Here is a 20,104-nt window from a genome sequence, read left to right as displayed (position 1 = left end):
TACGTGAGCGACACGCCGTTGCGATTGACGCTTCGCCAATTGCAGGCCGCCTATCGCGACCCCATGGCGCTCGCCACCATGATCGGGGTAGGCATCATCGCGGGCATCACCGGCCCGTTCTCGACCTTTGCGCATCTCGCCCCGGCGCCACGCCTGTTCTATTGGCTGCTGATCGCATTGGGAACTTATGGGGCGGGCCTTGTCGGCGCCATTCTGGCGCGGGAGTGGCTGCTGCCGCACGGCAAGCCGGTGATGGCACTTATCCTCGTTCAAGGCGTCGGCGCCTCGATCCCGGTCACCGCCTGCGTGGTGCTGATCAGCCTGACGTTCTTCCCCGATCTCACTGTCACTGGGCTGAGTCTGGGGGAACTCTTTGTCTATTGCCTTTTGATCTCGCTGGCGCTGATGGCGGTGCTCGAAGGGGTGATCGCGCCGCAGTTGAAAAAGCGCCCTGCGATTGCGGCTCCCCCTGCCGTCGAGGCTCCACCGATCCTCGACCGGCTGCCCAAACCGGTCCGGGGCAAGCTCAGCCACATGTCGATGGCCGATCATTATGTGGAGGTGTTCACCGATCGCGGCAAAGCCATGATCCTGATGCGCCTAGCGGACGCCATTGCCGAGACCCGTGGCACCGAAGGCATCCAGATCCACCGCAGCCACTGGGTCGCCCTCGATGCCATCGCCGCCCTCAAGCGCCTCGACGGCCGCCCGGTGGTGGCGCTTGTCGATGGCACAGAACTCCCGGTCTCGCGCACCCACATCAACGCGGTGCGCGCGGCACTAGAGAGGAAGTGAGGCGGGAGGGAGGTGGCACGTAGGCGTCATGGCCGCAGATCGGCCGTCCCGATGCGCGGCGGAGGCGAAACGCGCCTCGACCATACCTGATATGTGGTTCGCAGGGGCCTTGCTTCAAGACCCTGGTCTGGCCGTAGAAAGCGGGGCTTTGTGCGTCAGGAACTTATCAAAGGAGCGGCGAGCCTATGCCAGCGACTGCCAGCATGTTCTCACAATCATTCTTCCACGGGACCAAGGCCGATCTAAAAACGGGCGACCTGATCGCCGTCGGCCACGTGTCCAACTTTCTCGAAGGCAAATCTCTGTCCTGGGTCTATTTCGCGGCTACGCTGGATGCAGCGATTTGGGGTGCCGAGTTGGCGGTGGGCAATGGACTGGGGCGGATTTATGTCGTGGAGCCAACCGGGCCGATCGAGGACGACCCTAACCTCACGGACAAGAAGTTCCCCGGCAACCCGACGCTGTCCTATCGCTCCCGCGATCCGCTGCGCGTTATTGCCGAAGTGACGAACTGGCAAGGGCACTCGGCTGAACGGTTGCAGGAGATGAGGGACGGGCTCGCCCGATTGAAGGCGGAGGGTTCCGCCATCGTCATCGATTAATGATGTGGGGCCGTGTGATCTGCACCGCCAAGCCCCTCTGGACATGAAAAGGCGCGGTGCCAAGCACCGCGCCTTTTTGAGTCCATCTCCGGCCGCAGGGTTTACAGCGAGCGCTGCACCTTCTCGACGCGGTAGCATTCGATGACATCGCCCACGCGCATGTCCTCGTACTTCTCGAAGGCCATGCCGCATTCCTGGCCGGCCTGCACTTCCTTGACCTCGTCCTTGAAGCGCTTGAGCGTCGAAAGCCTGCCTTCGTGGATCACGACGTTGTCGCGGATCAGGCGCACGCCGGCACCGCGTTCCACCATGCCGTCGGTGACCCGGCAGCCCGCGACCTTGCCGACCTTGGAGATGTTGAACACTTCCAGGATCTCGGCATTGCCGATGAAGGTCTCGCGCACTTCGGGAGCGAGCATGCCGCTCATCACGCCCTTAACGTCGTCGATAAGGTCGTAGATGATGTTGTAGTAGCGGATCTCGATGCCTTCGCGATTGGCCAGTTCGGCGGCCTGCTTGTTGGCACGCACGTTAAAGCCGATGATCACGGCGTTGGAGGCCGTGGCCAGCGTCACGTCGGATTCGGTGATCCCGCCCACGCCCGAATAAAGGATCTGGGCAGAGACCTCGTCGGTCGAGAGCTTGTTGAGCGCAGTGACGATCGCTTCGACCGAGCCCTGCACGTCGCCCTTGATGAGCAGCGGGAACTTGGCGATGCCCGAGGCCTTGAGCTGGTTCATCATCTGCTCGAGGCTGGTGGCGCCGCCGCCTGCCGTCTTTTCGCGGATGACGCGCTGGCGGTATTCGGTGACCTCGCGGGCCCGCGCCTCGTTCTCCACCACGGCAAAGCGGTCGCCGGCATCGGGGACGCCCGAAAAACCCAGCACTTCGACCGGAGTCGAAGGGCTGGCCGACTTCACCTGGGCTCCCTTGTCGTCGATCAGCGCGCGGACCTTGGCCCATTCGGTGCCGGCCACAACGATATCGCCAACCGAAAGCGTGCCGCGCTGGACGAGCATGGTCGCCACCGCGCCACGGCCCTTGTCGAGCTTGCTTTCGATCACCAGGCCTTCGGCGCGGCCCTTTTCGGGCGCCTTGAGTTCGAGCACTTCGGATTGCAGCAGGATCGCTTCGAGTAACCCGTCGAGATTGGTCTTTTTGAGCGCGGACACCTCGACGTCGAGCACTTCACCGCCCATCGATTCCACGAACACCTCGTGCTGGAGCAGTTCGGTGCGCACGCGGTTGGGGTCGGCGCCGGGCTTGTCGATCTTGTTGACCGCAACGATGATCGGAACGCCCGCCGCCTTGGCGTGCTTGATCGATTCGATCGTCTGGGGCATCACGCCGTCATCGGCGGCCACCACCAGAATGGCGATGTCGGTCGCCTGGGCGCCACGGGCGCGCATGGCGGTAAACGCCTCGTGGCCGGGGGTGTCGAGGAAGGTGATCTTCTGTCCGTCCTTTTCCACCTGATAGGCGCCGATGTGCTGGGTGATGCCACCCGCTTCGGTGGAGACCACATTGGCCTCACGGATCGCATCGAGCAGCGAGGTCTTGCCGTGGTCGACGTGACCCATGATGGTCACGACCGGCGGCCGCGCGACCAGATCGCCGGCCTCATCGTTCGTGACGTCGTCGAACAGACCCTCTTCCACATCGCTTTCGGCGACGCGCTTGACGGTATGGCCCAGCTCGGTGGCGATCAGTTCAGCGGTATCGGCATCGATCACGTCGTTGATCTTGGCCATCTGACCCTGGGCCATGAGCAGCTTGATCACGTCGACGGCACGTTCGGCCATGCGGTTGGCAAGCTCGCCCACCGTGATGGCTTCCGGAATCGTCACTTCGCGCGAAAGCTTGGGCTGGGCCACCTTGGTGTTGCGGCCCATCTTCTTGTTCTGGCGCCGGCGCATGGCCGCAAGCGAGGGCCCGCGCTGGTCATTGTCATCGAGCGCCGAATTGACGTTGAGCCGGCCGCGCGAGCTGCCGTCATTGCCCCGGCGGGCCGGGGTCGCACCCGGACGCGGAGCGGCGTTGCGCTTGGCGCGTTCGAGCTCGTCGCGGTCAACCAGCGCCTTGGGCGCGGGGGCGGCGCGACGGCGCACGCGATCGTCCTCGCCTTCGCCCGGAGGCGGCGGCGGGGGCATATCGGGCTGTGCGGCGCGCGGGCTCGGCTTGGCCTGCGGCTTGGGCCGGGCCTGGCCGGCCTTGACCGGCACGATCTCGGCGAGTTCATCATTGGCCGCAGCCTCGGCCTTGGCGGCCTCCGCTTCGGCGGCACGGCGTTCGGCTTCCTCGCGCTCGGCCTTGCGGCGGGCGTCGATCTCGGCGAGGCGCTGGGCCTCCTGCTCGGCCTTGATGCGGTCTTCCTCGGCGCGCGCTGCTGCTTCACGCAGGGCGCGTTCGCGGGCCTGGTTCTCGCTTTGGGTCAGGCTTGCCGAATTGGTCGGGTTCTGGCGCGGGCTGCCCGATTGCGGGCGTCCGCCAGGCCGCTGTCCCGATTGCGGACGGCCGCCGCCACCCGAAGGTGCGCCACCGCCCGACTGCTGAGGCGCGCCCGAACCCGGGCCGCCCAGGCGCCGCGTGCGCTTTTCAACAACCACCGTGCGTGAGGACCGCGACATGCCGGGACGTGCGCCGAGATTGGGCGCGCCCTTGAGGGTCAGGGTCTTCTTGCCCGAACCCGAATTGTCGCTGGTCTTGTCCTTGTCGGTCATATGGTGCCGTCTTCTTCTCTGTCTGTGGCGATGTAGAGAGCGAGCCGGTTTGCCCGCTCAATCGCCGAATTTGCTGCCGCGCCGGGAGTCAGCGCAGCGTGTATCACATTTTCGAGCCCCAATGCCAAACCCAATTGGGCCGACGAAAGAGATTCGATATGGGCCAACGTCTCGGCGTTTCCCCCGCGCCGCGCCGATTGCAGCATCTTGCGGCGCCCGTCCGGGGCGGCATCGCTTGCCGTTATCAGCGCCGCTGCGCGCCCCGCCTCCAAAAGGCCCGCGACCTTGGCTGCGCCCGTTGCCAGTGCACCGGCCTTGCGCGCCAGGCCCAGCGCGCCCGCGAGGCGCTGTTCTAACCGCGTCCGCACCTGCTGTGCAAGGTCGGGCGGCACCGTGACGTTTTCCTTGAGGCTGCGCGCGAAAACCTTTTTGCGCACCGCCTCGGCAACAGCGTCGGAGGAAAGGGTGATCCAGACCCCGCGTCCGGGGGCCTTGGCATCGACATCGGGCGCCAGCACCCCGTCGGGGGAAACCGCGAAACGGACGAGCGCTGCGGCGGGCTTTTCCTCCCGCGTCAAAGCGCACAGTCTTGTTACATCCTTTTCGCGGCCCAATTGCGGCGTCCTATCCTTTCCCCGCGTTTCCGGCAGCGGCGGGCCCCGCCCTGCCGAAAACGCCGATTGCCTTTTTACTCGGCGGCTCCGCCCTCGGCGTAAGCCTCCTCGCTTTCTTGTGCAGCTTCGGCCTGCGGCAGATCCTCTTCGGAGATCCAGCCGGCCTTCAAACGCGCCGCCATGATCATGTCCTCGGCTTCCTCGCGCGAAAGCGGGAAGGCCGAGAGCGTGCCGTCATAGCGCTTGGTCTCGCCATCCTTGCGCTCGGACCAGCCGATCAGGTCGTCGGCGACACAGCCGGCGAAATCCTCGACCGTCTTGATGTCGTCCTTGCCGAGCGCCACCAGCATGGCGGCCGAGAGCCCCGGAATGTCGTAGAGCGCGTCTTCGACACCGAGCTTTTGCCGCTCCTCGTCCAATTCGCGCTCCTGGGCATCGAGGAATTCGGTAGCGCGGTTCTGGATTTCGCCCGCGGTTTCCTCGTCGAACCCGCCGATCGAGGCGATTTCGGCCAGATCGACATAGGCCAGTTCCTCGATCGAGGAAAAGCCTTCGGACGCCAGAAGCTGGGCGACCATCTCGTCCACATCGAGCGCTTCCATGAACAGGGCCGTACGCTCGGTGAATTCCTTCTGGCGGCGTTCGGATTCTTCCTGTTCGGTTAGGATGTCGATGTCCCAGCCAATGAGCTGGGACGCCAGGCGCACATTCTGTCCGCGGCGGCCGATGGCGAGCGAGAGCTGCTCGTCGGGCACCACCACCTCGATGCGCTCGGCCTGCTCGTCGAGCACCACCTTGGCGACATCGGCAGGCTGGAGCGCGGAGACAACCAGATCCGCTATATTGTTAGTCCAGGGGATAATATCAATCTTTTCGCCCTGCAATTCTCCCACGACCGCCTGAACGCGGCTGCCGCGCATACCCACGCACGCGCCGACCGGATCGATCGAGGAATCGGACGAGGTCACCGCGATCTTGGCGCGCGAGCCCGGATCGCGGGCGATCGAGCGGATAGTGATGATGCCATCGTAGATTTCCGGCACTTCCTGGGCAAAGAGCTTGGCCATGAACTGGGGATGGGTGCGCGAGAGGAAAATCTGCGGCCCCCGCTGCTCGCGGCGTACATCGTAGATATAGGCGCGCACACGGTCGCCATAGCGGAACTGCTCGCGCGGGATCAGTTCGTCACGGCGGATGATGGCTTCGCCACGACCCAGATCGACGATCACATTGCCGTATTCGACGCGCTTGACCGAGCCGTTGATGATTTCGCCCACGCGATCGGAATATTCCTCGTACATCCGGTCGCGCTCGGCGTCACGCACCTTCTGGACGATCACCTGCTTGGCGGACTGCGCCGCGATACGCCCGAATTCGATCGGGGGGAGAGGCTCGGTCACATAGTCGCCGAGCTTGGCGGCCGAATTCTTGCTCTGGGCTTCCTCCAAGGAAATCTGCCGGCCATATTCCTCGACGCGCTCGACGACTTCGAGCAGGCGCCAGAGGCGGAGTTCGCCGGTGCGCGGATTGATCTCGGCCTTGACCTCGGTCTCGGCGCCGTAGCGGGCCTTGGCAGCGCGCTGGATGGCCTCTTCCATGGCTTCGATCACGATCATGCGGTCGATCGACTTTTCGCGCGCCACCGCATCGGCGATCTGCAAAAGTTCCAACCTGTTCGCTGAAACGGCCATTTCGATCAATTCTCCTGATTTCGCTCGTCGGCGGCTTCGCCGTCGGTTTCGTCGGTAATGATGGTTTCGATGTCCTGGTCGGACTCGTCGTAATCGGGGTCTTCGTCCTGGCGCTTCTTGGCTTCGTCGAGCAGCTTGTCGGTCATGACCAGCTTGGCATCGGCCAGAAGGTTCAGCGGCAGGGTGTGCACCGGATCGGTGCCGGCCGGCGCATCGGGCAGGCGGATCGAAAAGGTATCGTCATCAGCCCCCACGATCTCGCCGCGGAAGCGCTTGCGCCCATCGACCATATCGGCAAGCTCGATCTTGGCTTCATGGCCGGCCCAGGCCTGGAAATCACGGGCCCTCACCAGCGGCCGGTCGACGCCGGGAGAGGAGATCTCCAGGTGGTATTCGCGATCGATGGGATCTTCGAGATCGAGGACCGGATTGAGGTCGTTGTGAAGCTTTTCGCAATCCTCGATTGTAAAGCGCCCGCTCTCGTCTTCGGCCATGATCTGCAGCGTCATGCCGTTGTCCTGGGTCAGGCGGACACGAACCAGGTCATACCCGAGAGATTCGGCCACCGGTTCGACGATCGCGGCGATGCGCTGTTCAAGCGCGGATTCGCGGACGTAGCGTTTGGTGTTAGTCGTCATTGTTTCCCTGATGCGGGTAATAAAAAAGAGCGGGGCCGGTCGGCACCCACTCTCTCATTCGATCTGAGATTGTTGAGAACTATATAGCGCTCACGGCTCAGGAACGCAAGAACTCGAAATAAAAGCTCTTTTCCCGCCCCTGCCGGCGGGCCTTTTGTTCATATCGCGTCGCCTGCCAGCCGGGATAGGGCTGATGCCAAGCGCCCGGCACTGCGGCCGGCCAGACGAAGCCTTCCGATTTGAGGATATGGGCCAGCGTCCAATTGGCATAATCCTCGATATCGGTGGCAAACCGGAAGGTGCCGCCGGGCTTGAGCACACGGGCAAATTCGGCCAGTACCGGGAACTGGATCAGCCGGCGCTTGTGGTGGCGCGGCTTGGGCCAGGGGTCTGGATAGAGCACATAGAGGCAATCGAGGCAGGCGTCGGGCATCACGGCGAGCAGCTTGATAACGTCGTCGGGGAACAGCGCGATATTTCCGATCCCCTCGATATCGATCGCCTCGAGCAGCTTGCCGATGCCGCCGGTGAACACCTCGCAGCCGATGAACCCATTATCGGGGTTTTCCCGGGCGATCCGCGCCAGATGCTCACCGCCGCCATAACCGATCTCGAGATGGATACGCTCGGCCCGCGGAAACAGCGCAAGGGGATCGACCGGCCGCGAAATGTCCACGGTCAACTCCGGAAGCAGGGTTTCGAACAGCGCCTGCTGGCCCTTGTGCAGCTTCTTTCCGGCGCGGCGGCCGAAAAAGGCGCGTGGTCCCTTCGGATCCTGCGGAATGGGTTTGATGGTCATGTCACTCTTGAAAAAAGCCAAGCGCAGCGGCTCTCCCGCTGCGCTTTAGCGTCGGATGGCTCACGATGGCAAGACCGAAAGGATCAGGTCAGTTCCGCCCTGATCGCCTCGGCGAGGTCGGTGCGCTCCCAGGAGAACCCGCCATCATCCTCGGGCGCGCGTCCGAAATGGCCGTAAGCTGCCGTGCGTTCATAGATGGGTTTGTTGAGCCCCAGATGGGTGCGGATGCCGCGCGGGGAGAGGTCCATGACCTTCTGAAGCACCAGGCCGAGCTTGTCCTCGTCCACGGTGCCGGTGCCATAGGTATCGACAAAGATCGAAAGCGGCTTGGAGACGCCGATGGCATAGGAAAGCTGGATGACGCATTTTTCCGCCAGCCCCGCCGCCACCACGTTCTTGGCAAGATAGCGCGCCGCATAGGCCGCCGAGCGGTCGACCTTGGTGGGGTCCTTGCCCGAAAACGCGCCGCCACCATGGGGAGCCGCGCCGCCATAGGTATCCACGATGATCTTGCGGCCGGTCAGCCCCGCGTCCCCGTCCGGCCCGCCGATGACGAAAGCGCCGGTGGGATTGACGTAGAATTCGTCCTCGGGCGGCATCCAGCCCTCGGGCAGCACGTTCACCACGAACGGGCGTACCAGTTCGCGGACCTTGTCCTGGGACACGTCTTCATTGTGCTGGGTGGAGACGACCACGGCGGAAACGCCCACCGGCTTGCCGTTCTCGTATTTCAGCGTCACCTGGCTTTTGGCGTCGGGACCGAATTCGGACACTTCGCCCGAATGGCGCGCCTCGGCCATGGTCTTCAAGATTTTATGGGCATAGAGCAGCGGCGCCGGCATCAATTCAGGTGTCTCGTTGACGGCAAAGCCGAACATGATGCCCTGGTCGCCGGCCCCCTCGTCCTTGTTGCCCGAAGCGTCCACGCCCTGGGCGATGTGAGCCGATTGCTCATGCACATGGCAGGAAAAATCGAGGGTCTTCCAGTGGAAACCCTCCTGTTCATAGCCGATGCGCTTGACCACGCCGCGCGCCAGCTCTTCCATGCGACCGGCGTCGATGGAAGCCGGGCCGCGCACTTCGCCGGCGAGGACGATGCGGTTGGTGGTCGCCAGCGTTTCCACGGCGACGCGGGAATAGGGATCCTCGGCAAAGAACGCATCGACGACGGCGTCGGACACCTGATCGCAGATTTTGTCGGGATGGCCCTCGGAAACCGATTCCGAGGTGAAGAGATAGCTTGAACTGGCCACGTTAAACCTCATTTCAACTGGCGAGGGCGCACGCGGAAGTGCGCGTGTCAGGACACTATTCCTGACACTTTCAGTCCCGCTTTTCGCAGGTCCGGGCACGGAAAGCAAGAGCGATATAAAGAAAGCTTTATATCGACTTTATCTCCCTCATCGTCTTCATCCTCGGACTTGATCCCGGGATTGACCCGGAGATCCACACGGGGCTGCGGATTGTCGGTCACGCTCACAATGACGAACAAGAGGTTGGAGCTAAGCCACCCTTAGTCAGCGATCCGTCTCCGCCGCCGCACCCAGCCGGGCAGCGCCGCAGCCGCTCCCAAAACGAGCATCCCCACTAGCGGCCAATGCCGCCATTGCGCATAAATCGTTCCGTCCAGCGGCTGATCCGGCGCGCCCTTGATCGCCCCCACCATCTGCTCGGCCATCATCGCATCGATCCGCCCCAGCGGATCGACGATGGCCGAAATGCCCGAATTGGCGGCCCGCACCATGGACTTGCCCTCTTCCACCGCCCGCACCCGGGCGTGGTGGAAGTGCTGGGTCGGCCCGATGGAGCCGTCGAACCAGGCATCGTTGGTCAGAACCAGGATGAACCCGGCATCGGCCACCGGCTCGCCCAGCGCGCCGGGGAACACGATCTCGTAGCAGATGAGCGGCAGGATGGCAGGCGAGCCCGGCAATTCGACCAGCCGGCGCTCGGCGCCCGCCGCCCAGCCTTCCGAACCGGCGACGAACTGGCTCATGCCGAACTGGCGCAAGGTTTCGTCGAACGGCAGATATTCCCCGAAGGGAACCAGATGAGTCTTGTCGTAGGAGGTGACCACCTCCCCCACGCCATTGAAGGCCAGCACCGAATTATAGGGCTTTGCGCCGGGGACGATCTGGCCATCGGTGCCGTAGGGTTCGCGCGGGGCGCCGGTCAAAAGCCAGATATCGTCGGGCAGGGCTCGGGCGATCTGCGCGAGATATTGCGGCTCCTCGGACAAAAAGAACGGGATGGCCGCTTCGGGCCAGATCAGATGCGTCACATCGTCGAGCCCCTGATCCTGCGGGCCCGTGCGCATTGTCGAAAGATCGAGCAGCCGCGTGATGGTTTCCTCACGGGCAAAGGTCTGCCATTTGATATCCTGGGAAATCACCGGCTGCACGATTCGCAGATTGATGTCCTCGAAAGGCTCGGTGCTGGTCCGGGCGAGGCGATAATTGCCCCAGCCGATCTGCAGCGCGATCAGCCCGAAGGCGGCAAGAAGCGGGAGGATGCGCGTCACCATCGAGCGCTCGGCGGCGGGCCAGACCAGGGCCGGGGTCGCCGAAATCAGGACGGCGACGAAAGTCAGTCCGTAAACGCCCACAAGGGAAGCCGCCTGCATCATTTCGGCGTTGGCGGTCAGCGCATAGCCGAGAAGGTTGAACGGGAAACCTGTAAAGAGGTAGCCGCGTGCCAGTTCCGCCAGGGTCAGTCCCACCGCCAGGGTAAAGATGCGTCCGGCGCCCGCCGACCAGAAAAAATGCGCAAAGGCGGTGCCCAATCCCCAGAACAAGGACAAGAGCAACGCCAGCCCGGCCACCGCGAACGGCATCGCCACGAGCAGCCAGCCGCCATCGACAAAGAATGCTGCTCCGATCCAGTGCAGCGAAACGGCGAAATAGCCGAACCCGAACGCCACCCCGATCCTGAAGGCCGGACCGAACAGCACGCCCCACACCGAGCGCCGCCGCTCGGCCCCGTCCAACGTCCAGACCAGCACCGGCATGGCGAGGAACAAGGCGACGAGGAAAAACATCGGAGCGGCGGAAAGCGCGGCAATCGCGCCCGCCGCGACCAGCAGCAACAGGCGCCTCCATCCATGGGAGAGCATGGCAAACTCGGCAAGAGCGGTCATGGCTGTCCTTTGCCGCCGAATCACGTTTCGCAAAGACGGTGACCGGGCAAATGCGATGGCGCAATGGGAAAGACGAGGTGCCCCGTACGCCTCGCGAACGTACGGGGCCACTGAGATTGTGGTGCAAACAACCTCTGCCGGAGGACATCCGACCCGCCAATTTTACTTCAGGGTGACGCTTTTGTCATGGAACATCTGCCTGAAAATTGTGCACAAGCAATCGCCAGCGCCTGAGCCGATGCCCAGCAAATAATCATCTGCAGCATTATTGCACGGCGCAGATGTCGGCCGGCCAACGCCCATTTTCGTTGCCCTGCGCATCCGCGCGCCGAAAGACCACATCTTTCCAGAACCTTAACCACGCCGTCCCCGCTCTCGGGCAGGGCTTGGCATGCTTCTTGCGATTCTTACCGGCGGTGCAAACAGCAACTGTCGGAGGACAAAAATGACAGACTGGACAAGGCGCATAGGGGGCGTACTCATGGCGGGGGCCGTGAGCGCATCGATCATTTCCACTCCGGCATTGGCTCAGGATGACGGCCCGATCAAGGTCGGCATCCTCCATTCGCTGTCCGGCACGATGGCGATTTCGGAAACCACGCTCAAGGACGCCATGCTGATGCTCATCGAGCAGCAGAACGAGGCCGGGGGCGTCCTGGGCCGCCAGATCGAGCCCGTTGTCGTCGATATCGCTTCCGATTGGCCGCTCGCCGCCGAACTCGCGCGGCGGTTGATCGAAGTCGACGAAGTCGATGCCGTCTTCGGCTGCTGGACCTCGGTTTGCCGCAAATCGGTGCTGCCGGTTTTCGAAGAACTCAATTCGCTTCTCTTCTACCCCGTGCAGTACGAGGGCGAAGAATCCCAGCGCAACGTGTTCTATACCGGAGCCTCGCCCAACCAGCAGGCCATCCCCGCCGTCGACTATCTGATGAACGAGGAAGGCGTCGAACGCTGGGTCCTGGCCGGCACCGACTATGTCTATCCCCAGACCACCAATCTGATCCTCGAGCAATATCTCATGGATGCCGGGGTGGCCGAAGAAGACATCCTGATCAACTATACTCCATTCGGGCATTCGGACTGGCAGACGATCGTTTCCGACATCGTCGCCTTCGGCTCGGAGGGCAAGAAGACCGCCGTGGTCTCCACCATCAATGGCGATGCCAACGTGCCGTTCTATCGCGAGCTGGCCAATCAGGGCGTCGATGCCGCCGACATCCCGGTCGTCGCTTTCTCGGTGGGCGAGGAAGAGCTTTCGGGCTTCGATACCGCCCCGCTGGTCGGGCACCTTGCGGCCTGGAACTATTTCATGAGCGTGGAAACCCCCGAAAACGAGGAATTCATCGCCGCCTGGCATGAGTTCATCGGCGACGATACCCGCGTCACCAACGATCCCATGGAAGCCCATTACATCGGCTTCAACATGTGGGTCGAAGCGGTCGAAGCGGCCGGCACCACCGATGCCGACGCTGTGATCGATGCTATTGTCGGCGTCGAGGTTCCCAACCTTACCGGCGGGGTCGCCACCATGCTCCCCAACCATCACATCACCAAGCCGGTGCTGATCGGGGAAATCCAGGATGATGGCCAGTTCTTCGTCGTCTGGGAAACCGAAGAATTGGTCGAAGGCGACGCCTGGTCCGATTTCCTCCCCGAATCCGCGGTGCTCGAAGCCGATTGGACGGACCCGGTCAATTGCGGCAACTACAACACCGAGACCCAGTCCTGCGGCGGTTCGGTCGCGGCCGAATAAGCGCTCTTCCCGAGCGTCTCCGGGGGCGGCACTCCGCCCCCGGAACCTTGAATCTATCTAAGGGGTGTTGAACATGCGGTGTCTCGATCGGCTCAGGAACCTGGGCGCGGCACTCCTTGTCGCCGCGCTTGTCGGCCTCGGCGCCACCGGCGCCAAAGCCCAGTCCGTCGCCGAAACCGTTCCCACCATGTATGACGCGAGCCTGGGCGATCTGCGCGACGCCGTCGCCGCGCTGGTGTCTTCGGGCGAGGACGAGGCGCTGCCCATCCTGCGCGCCCTGGGCGATGGAGAGCTCTACGAGGCCGAAAATGGCGGCATTTACATCCAAACCGGCCGCAATCAATACCACGATGCCCTGACCGGAACGGAGGCCGATACCGAAGTCACCGGCGAGCTCGACGTCATCCGCATCAACAATTCCCTGCGCCGCGACATCGCCGCCGCCATCGGCGCTATGACGCTGATGAGCGAAAACCCCGCCACCCGCCGCGCTGCCGCCAGCCAGATGCTGTCCTCCCCGGACGAGGCCAATCTCGAGCTGCTCGAGACCGCCATCGCCGCCGAAGAGAACGCCGGCGTTCGCACGCTGATGGAAGAGGCTCGCGCCGCATCGCTGCTGGAAACCGAGCTCGAGGATGCTCAATTCGACGAGGCCGTCGCAACCATCGCCGCCCGCGGCGACCGCACCGCGCTCTCGATCCTCAACGGCGCTCGGGGCGGCGCCAGCGAAATCCAGCTCGCCCAGCTCGAAACCGGCATCGCGCAGATCAACCAGACCCTTGCGCTCTGGAGTGTGGGGCAGAACGTCTGGTACGGCGTCTCGCTCGGCTCGGTGCTGCTGCTCGCCGCTATCGGGCTGGCCATCACCTTCGGGGTCATGGGTGTCATCAACATGGCCCATGGCGAAATGGTGATGATCGGGGCCTATGTCACCTTCATCGTCCAGGAAATCATCCGGACCACCAATCCGGCGCTCTTCGACTATTCCCTCGCCATCGCCATCCCGCTCGCGTTCCTCGTCACCGGCCTGATCGGCATCGCCATCGAGCGCGGCATCATCCGCTGGCTCTATGGGCGCCCGCTGGAAACCCTGCTGGCCACCTGGGGCCTCTCGCTCATCATCCAGCAGGGCGTGCGCACCATTTTCGGGGCCACCAACCGCGAAGTCGGCAACCCCTCCTGGATGTCGGGCGCGTTCGAATTGGGCGGGCTCGCCATCACCTGGAACCGCCTCTGGATCCTGGTCTTCGCCTTTCTCGTCTTCGCCCTGCTCCTTTTGGTGCTCAACCGAACGCCGCTGGGCCTAGAGATGCGCGCCGTCACCCAAAACCGCCGCATGGCCTCATCCATGGGCATCCGCACGCCTTGGGTCGACGCCATGACCTTCGGGCTGGGCTCGGGCGTCGCCGGGCTTGCGGGAGTGGCGCTCTCCCAGATCGACAACGTTTCCCCCAACCTTGGCCAGAACTACATCATCGACTCTTTCATGGTCGTGGTGTTCGGCGGGGTGGGCAATCTCTGGGGCACCCTGGTTGGAGCCCTCTCCATCGGAGTCGTCAACAAATTCCTCGAACCCTATGCGGGGGCGGTGCTCGCCAAGATCCTGATACTGGCGCTGATCATCCTCTTCATCCAACGCAAACCACGCGGCCTCTTCGCGCTCAAGGGAAGGGCGGTGGAAGCATGATGTCCCTCGCCACCTCGGCGCCCCCCTCATCCGACCGCTTCGCGGCCACCTTCTCCCACCAGGGGAGAAGGGGTGCTGAAGGTGTGGCTGGCAGAGTGGTTCCCCACAAGCTGGAGGCCGCCCCATGATCACCTCCAAGCTCCTCGAAAAGCTCGGCGCCAAGGCCATCTGGGTCGTTGCGATCCTGCTTCTCGCCGCCATCGCGGTCCCGCTCTCGAACCTCCTTCTCCCCATCGACCATCCCCTCCGGGTGCCGAACTACCTCGTGCCGCTGCTCGGCCAGTATCTCACCTACGCCACCCTGGCGCTCGCCCTCGATTTGGTCTGGGGCTATTGCGGCATCCTTTCGCTCGGCCATGGCGCCTTCTTCGCTTTGGGCGGTTATGCCATGGGCATGTACCTCATGCGCCAGATTGGCACGCGCGGGGTCTATGGCAATCCGGTGCTCCCCGATTTCATGGTGTTCCTGGGCTGGCAGGAACTCCCCTGGTACTGGCAGGGCTTCGATGTCTTCCCCTTCGCGCTCGTGATGATGGCGTTCGTGCCCGGCCTTCTCGCCTTCGTCTTCGGCTGGTTCGCCTTCAGAAGCCGGGTTACCGGCGTCTATCTCTCGATCATCACCCAGGCGCTCACCTATGCGCTGATGCTCGCCTTCTTCCGCAACGACATGGGGTTCGGTGGCAATAACGGGTTGACCGATTTCCGCGACATCCTCGGCACGCCCATCGCTTCGGCGCGGGCCTCGCTGTTCGCCGCCTCGGCGATCCTGCTTGCGCTGTGCTTCATCCTGTGCTCGCTGATCGTCAACTCCAAGCTCGGCAAGGTGATGGTCGCGGTCCGCGACGCGGAAAGCCGCACCCGGTTCATCGGCTACCGGGTGGAAAACGTCAAACTCTTCGCCTTCACCGTATCCGCCGTCATGGCCGGGCTGGCCGGTGCGCTCTACGTGCCCCAGGTGGGCATCATCAATCCGGGGGAATTCGCTCCCGCCAATTCCATCGAAGTGGTGATCTGGACCGCCGTGGGCGGGCGCGGCACGCTGGTCGGGCCCATCATCGGCGCGCTGCTGGTCAACGCCGCCAAATCCTGGTTCACCGGCTCCTTCGCCGATTTGTGGCTGTTCATCCTGGGCGGCATGTTCGTCTTCGTCACCCTGTTCATGCCCAAGGGCATCGTGGGTGTGTTCACCTCCGCCTGGACCGCGCTCAAGCAGCGCCGCGCTTCCGACAAGGCCGAAAAGGGCATCGACCCCGAGCCCGGCGAACCGCCGGCGCCGCGCCCATCCACGTCCGCCTATCCCGACGCCCCCCAGGGCGCCAAGCCCTCGCCAGCGGAGTAGCGCTATGGACCAGATCGTTGCCTCCAATTCGCTGCTCTATCTCGATGGCGTCACCGTCTCCTTCGATGGCTTTAAGGCGCTCAATTCCCTCTCGCTCGTGGTCCAGCCCGACGAGTTGCAGGCCATCATCGGCCCCAACGGCGCGGGCAAGACCACGATGATGGACATCATCACCGGCAAGACACGCCCCGATGAGGGCGAGGTCTATTTCGAAGGTGCCATCGACCTCACCAGGAAGGACGAAACCGAGATCGCCAATCTGGGCATCGGGCGCAAATTCCAAAAACCCACGGTTTTCGAAAGCCACACCGTCTGGGACAATATCGAACTGGCGCTGAAAAAACCGCGCGGCGTCTTTTCCTCCTGGTTCTACAACCGCGACGAGGCGGATACCGCCCGCATCGAGGACATCCTCGATACCGTCCGCCTCATCCATCGCCGGGACGAGTTCGCCGCCAATCTCTCCCACGGGCAAAAGCAATGGCTCGAAATCGGCATGCTGCTCGCCCAGGATCCCAAGCTGCTGCTGGTCGACGAACCGGTCGCCGGCATGACCGACGCGGAGACCGAGGAAACCTCGAAACTGCTCAAGGAGATCGCAAAACATCATTCGGTGGTGGTCGTCGAACACGACATGAGCTTCGTGCGTGACCTCGACTGCCGCGTCACCTGTCTTGCCGAAGGCTCGGTGCTCGCCCAGGGGTCGCTCGAACATGTCTCGAGCGATCCCCTGGTCATCGAACGCTATCTGGGGCGCTAGCCATGACCAATTTGACCGTCACCGATCTCGACCTCCACTACGGCGCCGCCCAGGCGCTGCGCTCGGTCTCGATCACCGCTAAGCCCAACGCGATCACCTCTGTCCTCGGTCGCAATGGGGTGGGCAAATCATCGCTATTGCGCGCCATCACCGGCACGCACCCGATTTCGGGGGGCGCCATCGTCCTCGAAGGCCGAGACCTCAAAAAGGCCCCACCCTATGCCCGCGCCCGCATGGGCATCGGCTACGTCCCCCAGGGGCGCGAAATCTTCCCGTTGCTGACGGTCAAGGAAAATCTCCTCACCGGCTATGCGCCCCTCAAACCCAGGGACCGCTCGATCCCCGAAACCGTGTTCGAACTCTTTCCGGTCCTCAAATCCATGCTCGGGCGCCGCGGCGGCGATCTCTCGGGCGGCCAGCAGCAGCAATTGGCCATCGGCCGCGCTCTGGTCACCCGGCCCAGCCTTCTGGTCCTCGATGAGCCCACCGAAGGCATCCAACCCTCGATCATCAAGGATATCGGGCGCGCGCTGCAATTTCTCCGCGACGAACTGGGCATGACCATCCTGCTGGTGGAACAATATCTCGATTTCTGCCGCGAGCTGAGCGACCATATCTACGTCATGGATCGCGGCGAGATCATGCATTCGGGACCCGCCGAAGACCTGGACGATCCGGACGTCAAACGGCATCTGATGGTCTAGTCCGATCATGCTGGTTTCGGTTCAATCCCCTGGCGGCCCGGCCGCCCTGCAGCGCGCCGAAGGCGAAGGACGCATCGTGGCCAAGGGACGCGATGGCCTCTCGGTGCTCGACACGCTCTATCAGCGCGGCTGCGGCAAGATCAGGGTGCCCAAAACCCATGGCAACTGGCTCGAAGCGGTGCTCATCAACACCTCGGGCGGGCTGACCGGCGGAGACCGCATGGCGTGGTCGGCGCAAACTCTGCCAGACACCCATCTTGTCGTCACCACCCAGGCCTGCGAGCGCATCTACCGCTCGAGTGGTGGCGCGGCGGATGTTCGGACCACCCTTTCGGTGCAGCCCGGTGCCCGCCTCGACTGGCTGCCGCAGGAAACCATCGTGTTCGACGGCTCCGCCCTCAGGCGCACCCTTGAGGTCGATCTGGCCGAGGATGCCACGTTCCTGGGGCTGGAAGCGGTCATCCTGGGCCGGGAGGCCCATGGAGAGGATGCACTTGCCGCATCGATTTCCGACCGCTGGCAGGTGCGCCGCGCCGGAAAGCTCGTGCACGCCGAAGCGGCCCGCCTCGATGCCGGTGATACCCTGGCGCGGGACAATATCGCCCTGCTCGGCGGCGCGCGCGCTTATGCGACGCTGCTCTATATCGCCCCCGATGCCGAGCGCCGCATCGAAAAGCTCAAGCAGCTTGTCGCCGATCACCCGGGGGCCGGGGTTTCGCGCATTGGCGACAAGATCGTGCTGCGCGCCCTGGGCCGCTCGGGCTATCATCTGCGCAAGATCGTAATGCCCGCCATTGCCGCGCTGGCCGGCGCCGGAGCCGTCCCCAGGCTGTGGTCGCTGTAGTTTCGAGGACAACTCATGAATCTGACTCCCCGCGAAAAAGACAAGCTGCTCATATCCATGGCCGCCATGGTGGCGCGCCGCCGGCTCGAGCGCGGCGTCAAGCTCAACCATCCCGAAGCCATCGCGCTCATCACCGATTTCGTCGTCGAAGGCGCCCGCGACGGCCGCCCGGTACCCGAACTCATGGAAGCGGGCGCCCATGTCATCACCCGCGATCAGGTGATGGAGGGTATCGCCGAAATGATCGCCGACATTCAGGTCGAAGCGACCTTTCCCGACGGCACCAAGCTGGTCACCGTCCACAATCCCATTCGCTAAAGGTTCGAAACCATGATCAGACGCCTTCTCGCCGCTTTGCTGGTTGTCCTTATCGGCACAGCGCCCGCCTTCGCCCATCTCGATCCCGTCGAGCACGGCTCGTTCATGGCCGGCTTCACCCACCCGCTGTTCGGGCTCGATCACATCCTGGCCATGGTCGCCGTGGGGCTCTGGGCAGCCTCTGTTGGCGGCAGGGCGCTCTGGGCCGTCCCTTCCGCCTTCGTCGCCACCATGGCCATCGGCTTCGCCGCCGCGATCCTCGGGCTGCCGCTGCCCTTCGTCGAACCGGTGATCCTGGCTTCGGTCATCTTCATCGGCATCATGGTCGCCCTCGCCCTGCCGCTCCCCACCGCCGGCGTCGCGGCGGTCGTCGCCTTTTTCGCCCTGTTCCACGGCCACGCCCATGGCGGCGAAATGGGTGAGGCCGGAGCCTTTGGCTATGCGGCGGGCTTTCTCGCCGCCACCGCGCTGCTCCATGCCGCTGGCGTAGCGCTGGGCGTTGTTGCCGGCAGGCTGCTCGCCACCCGGCGGGGCCTTGCCGCAACCCGGATCGCGGGCGGGCTCACCGCCCTTGGCGGGTTGTGGCTAACTATCGCAGGTTAAAGGAGCCGCCCATGATCCCCGGCCAGATCATCACCCAACCGGGCGATATCGAGCTCAATACCGGGCGCGAGACGGTGACCCTCGACGTCGCCAACACCGGCGATCGCCCCATCCAGGTGGGCAGTCACTATCATTTCTTTGAAACCAATGCCGGGCTGAGCTTTGAGCGCGACAAGGCCTATGGCATGCGCCTCGATATTGCCGCAGGCACCGCCGTGCGCTTTGAGCCCGGACAGATGCGGCAAGTCCGTCTGGTTGCCATCGGTGGCAAGCGCCAGATCCACGGCTTCCGCCAGATGGTGATGGGTCCGCTCGAGCGATGATGCCGGCCGCCCGATCCTTGGCCGGCCATGAAAAACGGCGGGGTGCCGTCGCACTCCGCCGCCGCAATAGCCTTGGCGATCGCTTATTGGGTGGTGGTTTCACCCTGGGTCGGAGCCTCGAGCCCCGCATCGGTGTTCATGTCGTCGGCTTCATCAGTGCCCGTGTCTTCGGCAGCCTCGGCCTCCGGCGACTGCTGGGATTCCACGAACACGACCAGCGACGTATCCCCTTCCATCCAGACGCCGACCACATCCTCGGTCGTATAGCCTGCCGCTTCGATGGCGGCGACCACATCGGCATTGCCTTCGACATTGGTCTGCAGCGTATCAATATCGGCCTCATAATCGGCGCGGCTCTCGGCATAGGATTGGGCGGTGAATTCACCTTCCTCACCGAGGGTCGAGATATCGACGATCTGGATTTCAGTATCGGCTGTGACCATGGAAAGGTCGGCCGTGCCGGCGCCCTGGAGCGCGGCATCGAGATCGCCATAGGTCATGTCGGTCGACATTCCGCCGGCAGCATCGGCACCGGCCCCGGCCGCCGCATCGCCTGCGGCACCCGCTTCAGCACCAGCGGCCGCGTCGGCACCTGCATCAGCGCCAGCACCGGCGTCCACGCCAGCGCCAGCATCCACACCAGCGCCGGCGTCGGTTTCCACCCCGGCATCGACGCCCGCGCCGGCATCAACTCCGGCATCCTGAGCAAAAGCTGCCAGCGGCATCGACAGGGTCAAGGCCGTACCAAGAGCAAGAGCAGAGAGCTTGTTCATTTCCA

At 63.7% G+C, this 20,104-nt stretch carries 19 protein-coding genes; 11 read left to right on the top strand and 8 right to left on the bottom strand.

Going from position 1 to position 20,104, the window contains the following annotated elements:
* Positions 1-3: 3 nt before the first annotated feature.
* Positions 4-795, top strand: a complete 792-nt coding sequence (locus tag NO934_RS07570; protein ID WP_309163279.1) for a LytTR family DNA-binding domain-containing protein — start codon at positions 4-6, stop codon at positions 793-795.
* Positions 796-980: 185 nt separating this feature from the next.
* Positions 981-1,397 carry an NAD(+)--rifampin ADP-ribosyltransferase gene (gene arr / locus NO934_RS07565; protein ID WP_309163278.1) on the top strand — a complete coding sequence of 139 codons (417 nt, stop codon included), beginning with the start codon at positions 981-983 and terminating at the stop codon, positions 1,395-1,397.
* Between the two features lie 101 nt (positions 1,398-1,498).
* On the opposite strand, the gene infB is transcribed toward arr, so the two are convergent.
* The 7 genes from infB to lnt form a co-directional block, all read right to left on the bottom strand.
* The gene (gene infB, locus NO934_RS07560) at positions 1,499-4,117 is read right to left on the bottom strand and encodes a translation initiation factor IF-2 (RefSeq protein ID WP_309163277.1); all 2,619 of its coding nucleotides are present in this window, start codon (positions 4,115-4,117) and stop codon (positions 1,499-1,501) included.
* Entirely contained in the window at positions 4,114-4,731 is a 618-nt protein-coding gene (locus NO934_RS07555) for an RNA-binding protein (RefSeq protein ID WP_309163276.1), read from the bottom strand. Before NO934_RS07555 ends, infB begins: the two co-directional genes overlap by 4 nt.
* A 74-nt stretch (positions 4,732-4,805) precedes the next feature.
* Positions 4,806-6,422: a transcription termination factor NusA gene (nusA, locus tag NO934_RS07550; RefSeq protein ID WP_309163274.1), complete on the bottom strand. Its 1,617-nt coding sequence runs from the start codon at positions 6,420-6,422 to the stop codon at positions 4,806-4,808.
* A 5-nt stretch (positions 6,423-6,427) separates the two neighbouring features.
* Positions 6,428-7,060: a ribosome maturation factor RimP gene (gene rimP, locus NO934_RS07545; protein WP_309163273.1), complete on the bottom strand. Its 633-nt coding sequence runs from the start codon at positions 7,058-7,060 to the stop codon at positions 6,428-6,430.
* A 97-nt stretch (positions 7,061-7,157) separates the two neighbouring features.
* A complete protein-coding gene (gene trmB / locus NO934_RS07540) occupies positions 7,158-7,859 on the bottom strand; it encodes a tRNA (guanosine(46)-N7)-methyltransferase TrmB (protein ID WP_309163272.1) in 702 nt (233 codons plus the stop codon).
* An 83-nt stretch (positions 7,860-7,942) separates the two neighbouring features.
* Entirely contained in the window at positions 7,943-9,112 is a 1,170-nt protein-coding gene (metK, locus tag NO934_RS07535) for a methionine adenosyltransferase (protein ID WP_375143281.1), read from the bottom strand.
* Between the two features lie 260 nt (positions 9,113-9,372).
* Positions 9,373-10,995, bottom strand: coding sequence for an apolipoprotein N-acyltransferase (lnt, locus tag NO934_RS07530; protein WP_309163268.1), 1,623 nt, complete (start codon positions 10,993-10,995; stop codon positions 9,373-9,375).
* Positions 10,996-11,476: 481 nt separating this feature from the next.
* On the opposite strand from lnt, the gene urtA reads away from it, so the two are divergent.
* The 9 genes from urtA (at position 11,477) to NO934_RS07485 (ending at position 19,326) form a co-directional block, all read left to right on the top strand.
* Entirely contained in the window at positions 11,477-12,748 is a 1,272-nt protein-coding gene (urtA, locus tag NO934_RS07525) for an urea ABC transporter substrate-binding protein (protein ID WP_309163678.1), read from the top strand.
* A gap of 73 nt (positions 12,749-12,821) precedes the next feature.
* Positions 12,822-14,435 (top strand): urea ABC transporter permease subunit UrtB, encoded by a 1,614-nt coding sequence (gene urtB, locus NO934_RS07520; RefSeq protein ID WP_309163266.1) that lies wholly within the window; start codon positions 12,822-12,824, stop codon positions 14,433-14,435.
* A 124-nt stretch (positions 14,436-14,559) separates the two neighbouring features.
* The gene (gene urtC / locus NO934_RS07515) at positions 14,560-15,774 is read left to right on the top strand and encodes an urea ABC transporter permease subunit UrtC (RefSeq protein ID WP_309163265.1); all 1,215 of its coding nucleotides are present in this window, start codon (positions 14,560-14,562) and stop codon (positions 15,772-15,774) included.
* 4 nt (positions 15,775-15,778) lie between these two features.
* Positions 15,779-16,534, top strand: coding sequence for an urea ABC transporter ATP-binding protein UrtD (urtD, locus tag NO934_RS07510; RefSeq protein WP_309163263.1), 756 nt, complete (start codon positions 15,779-15,781; stop codon positions 16,532-16,534).
* A 2-nt stretch (positions 16,535-16,536) separates the two neighbouring features.
* The gene (gene urtE, locus NO934_RS07505) at positions 16,537-17,238 is read left to right on the top strand and encodes an urea ABC transporter ATP-binding subunit UrtE (RefSeq protein WP_309163262.1); all 702 of its coding nucleotides are present in this window, start codon (positions 16,537-16,539) and stop codon (positions 17,236-17,238) included.
* Between the two features lie 7 nt (positions 17,239-17,245).
* The gene (locus tag NO934_RS07500) at positions 17,246-18,082 is read left to right on the top strand and encodes an urease accessory protein UreD (protein ID WP_309163261.1); all 837 of its coding nucleotides are present in this window, start codon (positions 17,246-17,248) and stop codon (positions 18,080-18,082) included.
* A 15-nt stretch (positions 18,083-18,097) separates the two neighbouring features.
* A complete protein-coding gene (locus tag NO934_RS07495) occupies positions 18,098-18,400 on the top strand; it encodes an urease subunit gamma (protein WP_309163260.1) in 303 nt (100 codons plus the stop codon).
* A 12-nt stretch (positions 18,401-18,412) separates the two neighbouring features.
* Entirely contained in the window at positions 18,413-19,003 is a 591-nt protein-coding gene (locus NO934_RS07490; RefSeq protein ID WP_309163258.1) for a HupE/UreJ family protein, read from the top strand.
* Positions 19,004-19,014: 11 nt separating this feature from the next.
* On the top strand, positions 19,015-19,326 hold the full coding sequence (locus NO934_RS07485; protein WP_309163257.1) for an urease subunit beta: 312 nt from the start codon (positions 19,015-19,017) through the stop codon (positions 19,324-19,326).
* Positions 19,327-19,409: 83 nt separating this feature from the next.
* On the opposite strand, the gene NO934_RS07480 is transcribed toward NO934_RS07485, so the two are convergent.
* Positions 19,410-20,099 carry a hypothetical protein gene (locus NO934_RS07480; protein WP_309163256.1) on the bottom strand — a complete coding sequence of 230 codons (690 nt, stop codon included), beginning with the start codon at positions 20,097-20,099 and terminating at the stop codon, positions 19,410-19,412.
* Between the last annotated feature and the right edge of the window lie 5 nt (positions 20,100-20,104).

This window comes from Pelagibacterium sp. H642 (genome assembly GCF_031202855.1).
Classification (GTDB): Bacteria; Pseudomonadota; Alphaproteobacteria; order Rhizobiales; family Devosiaceae; genus Pelagibacterium.
Note: the sequence above shows the minus strand (reverse complement) of the source record. Positions and strands in the feature narration are given on the sequence as shown.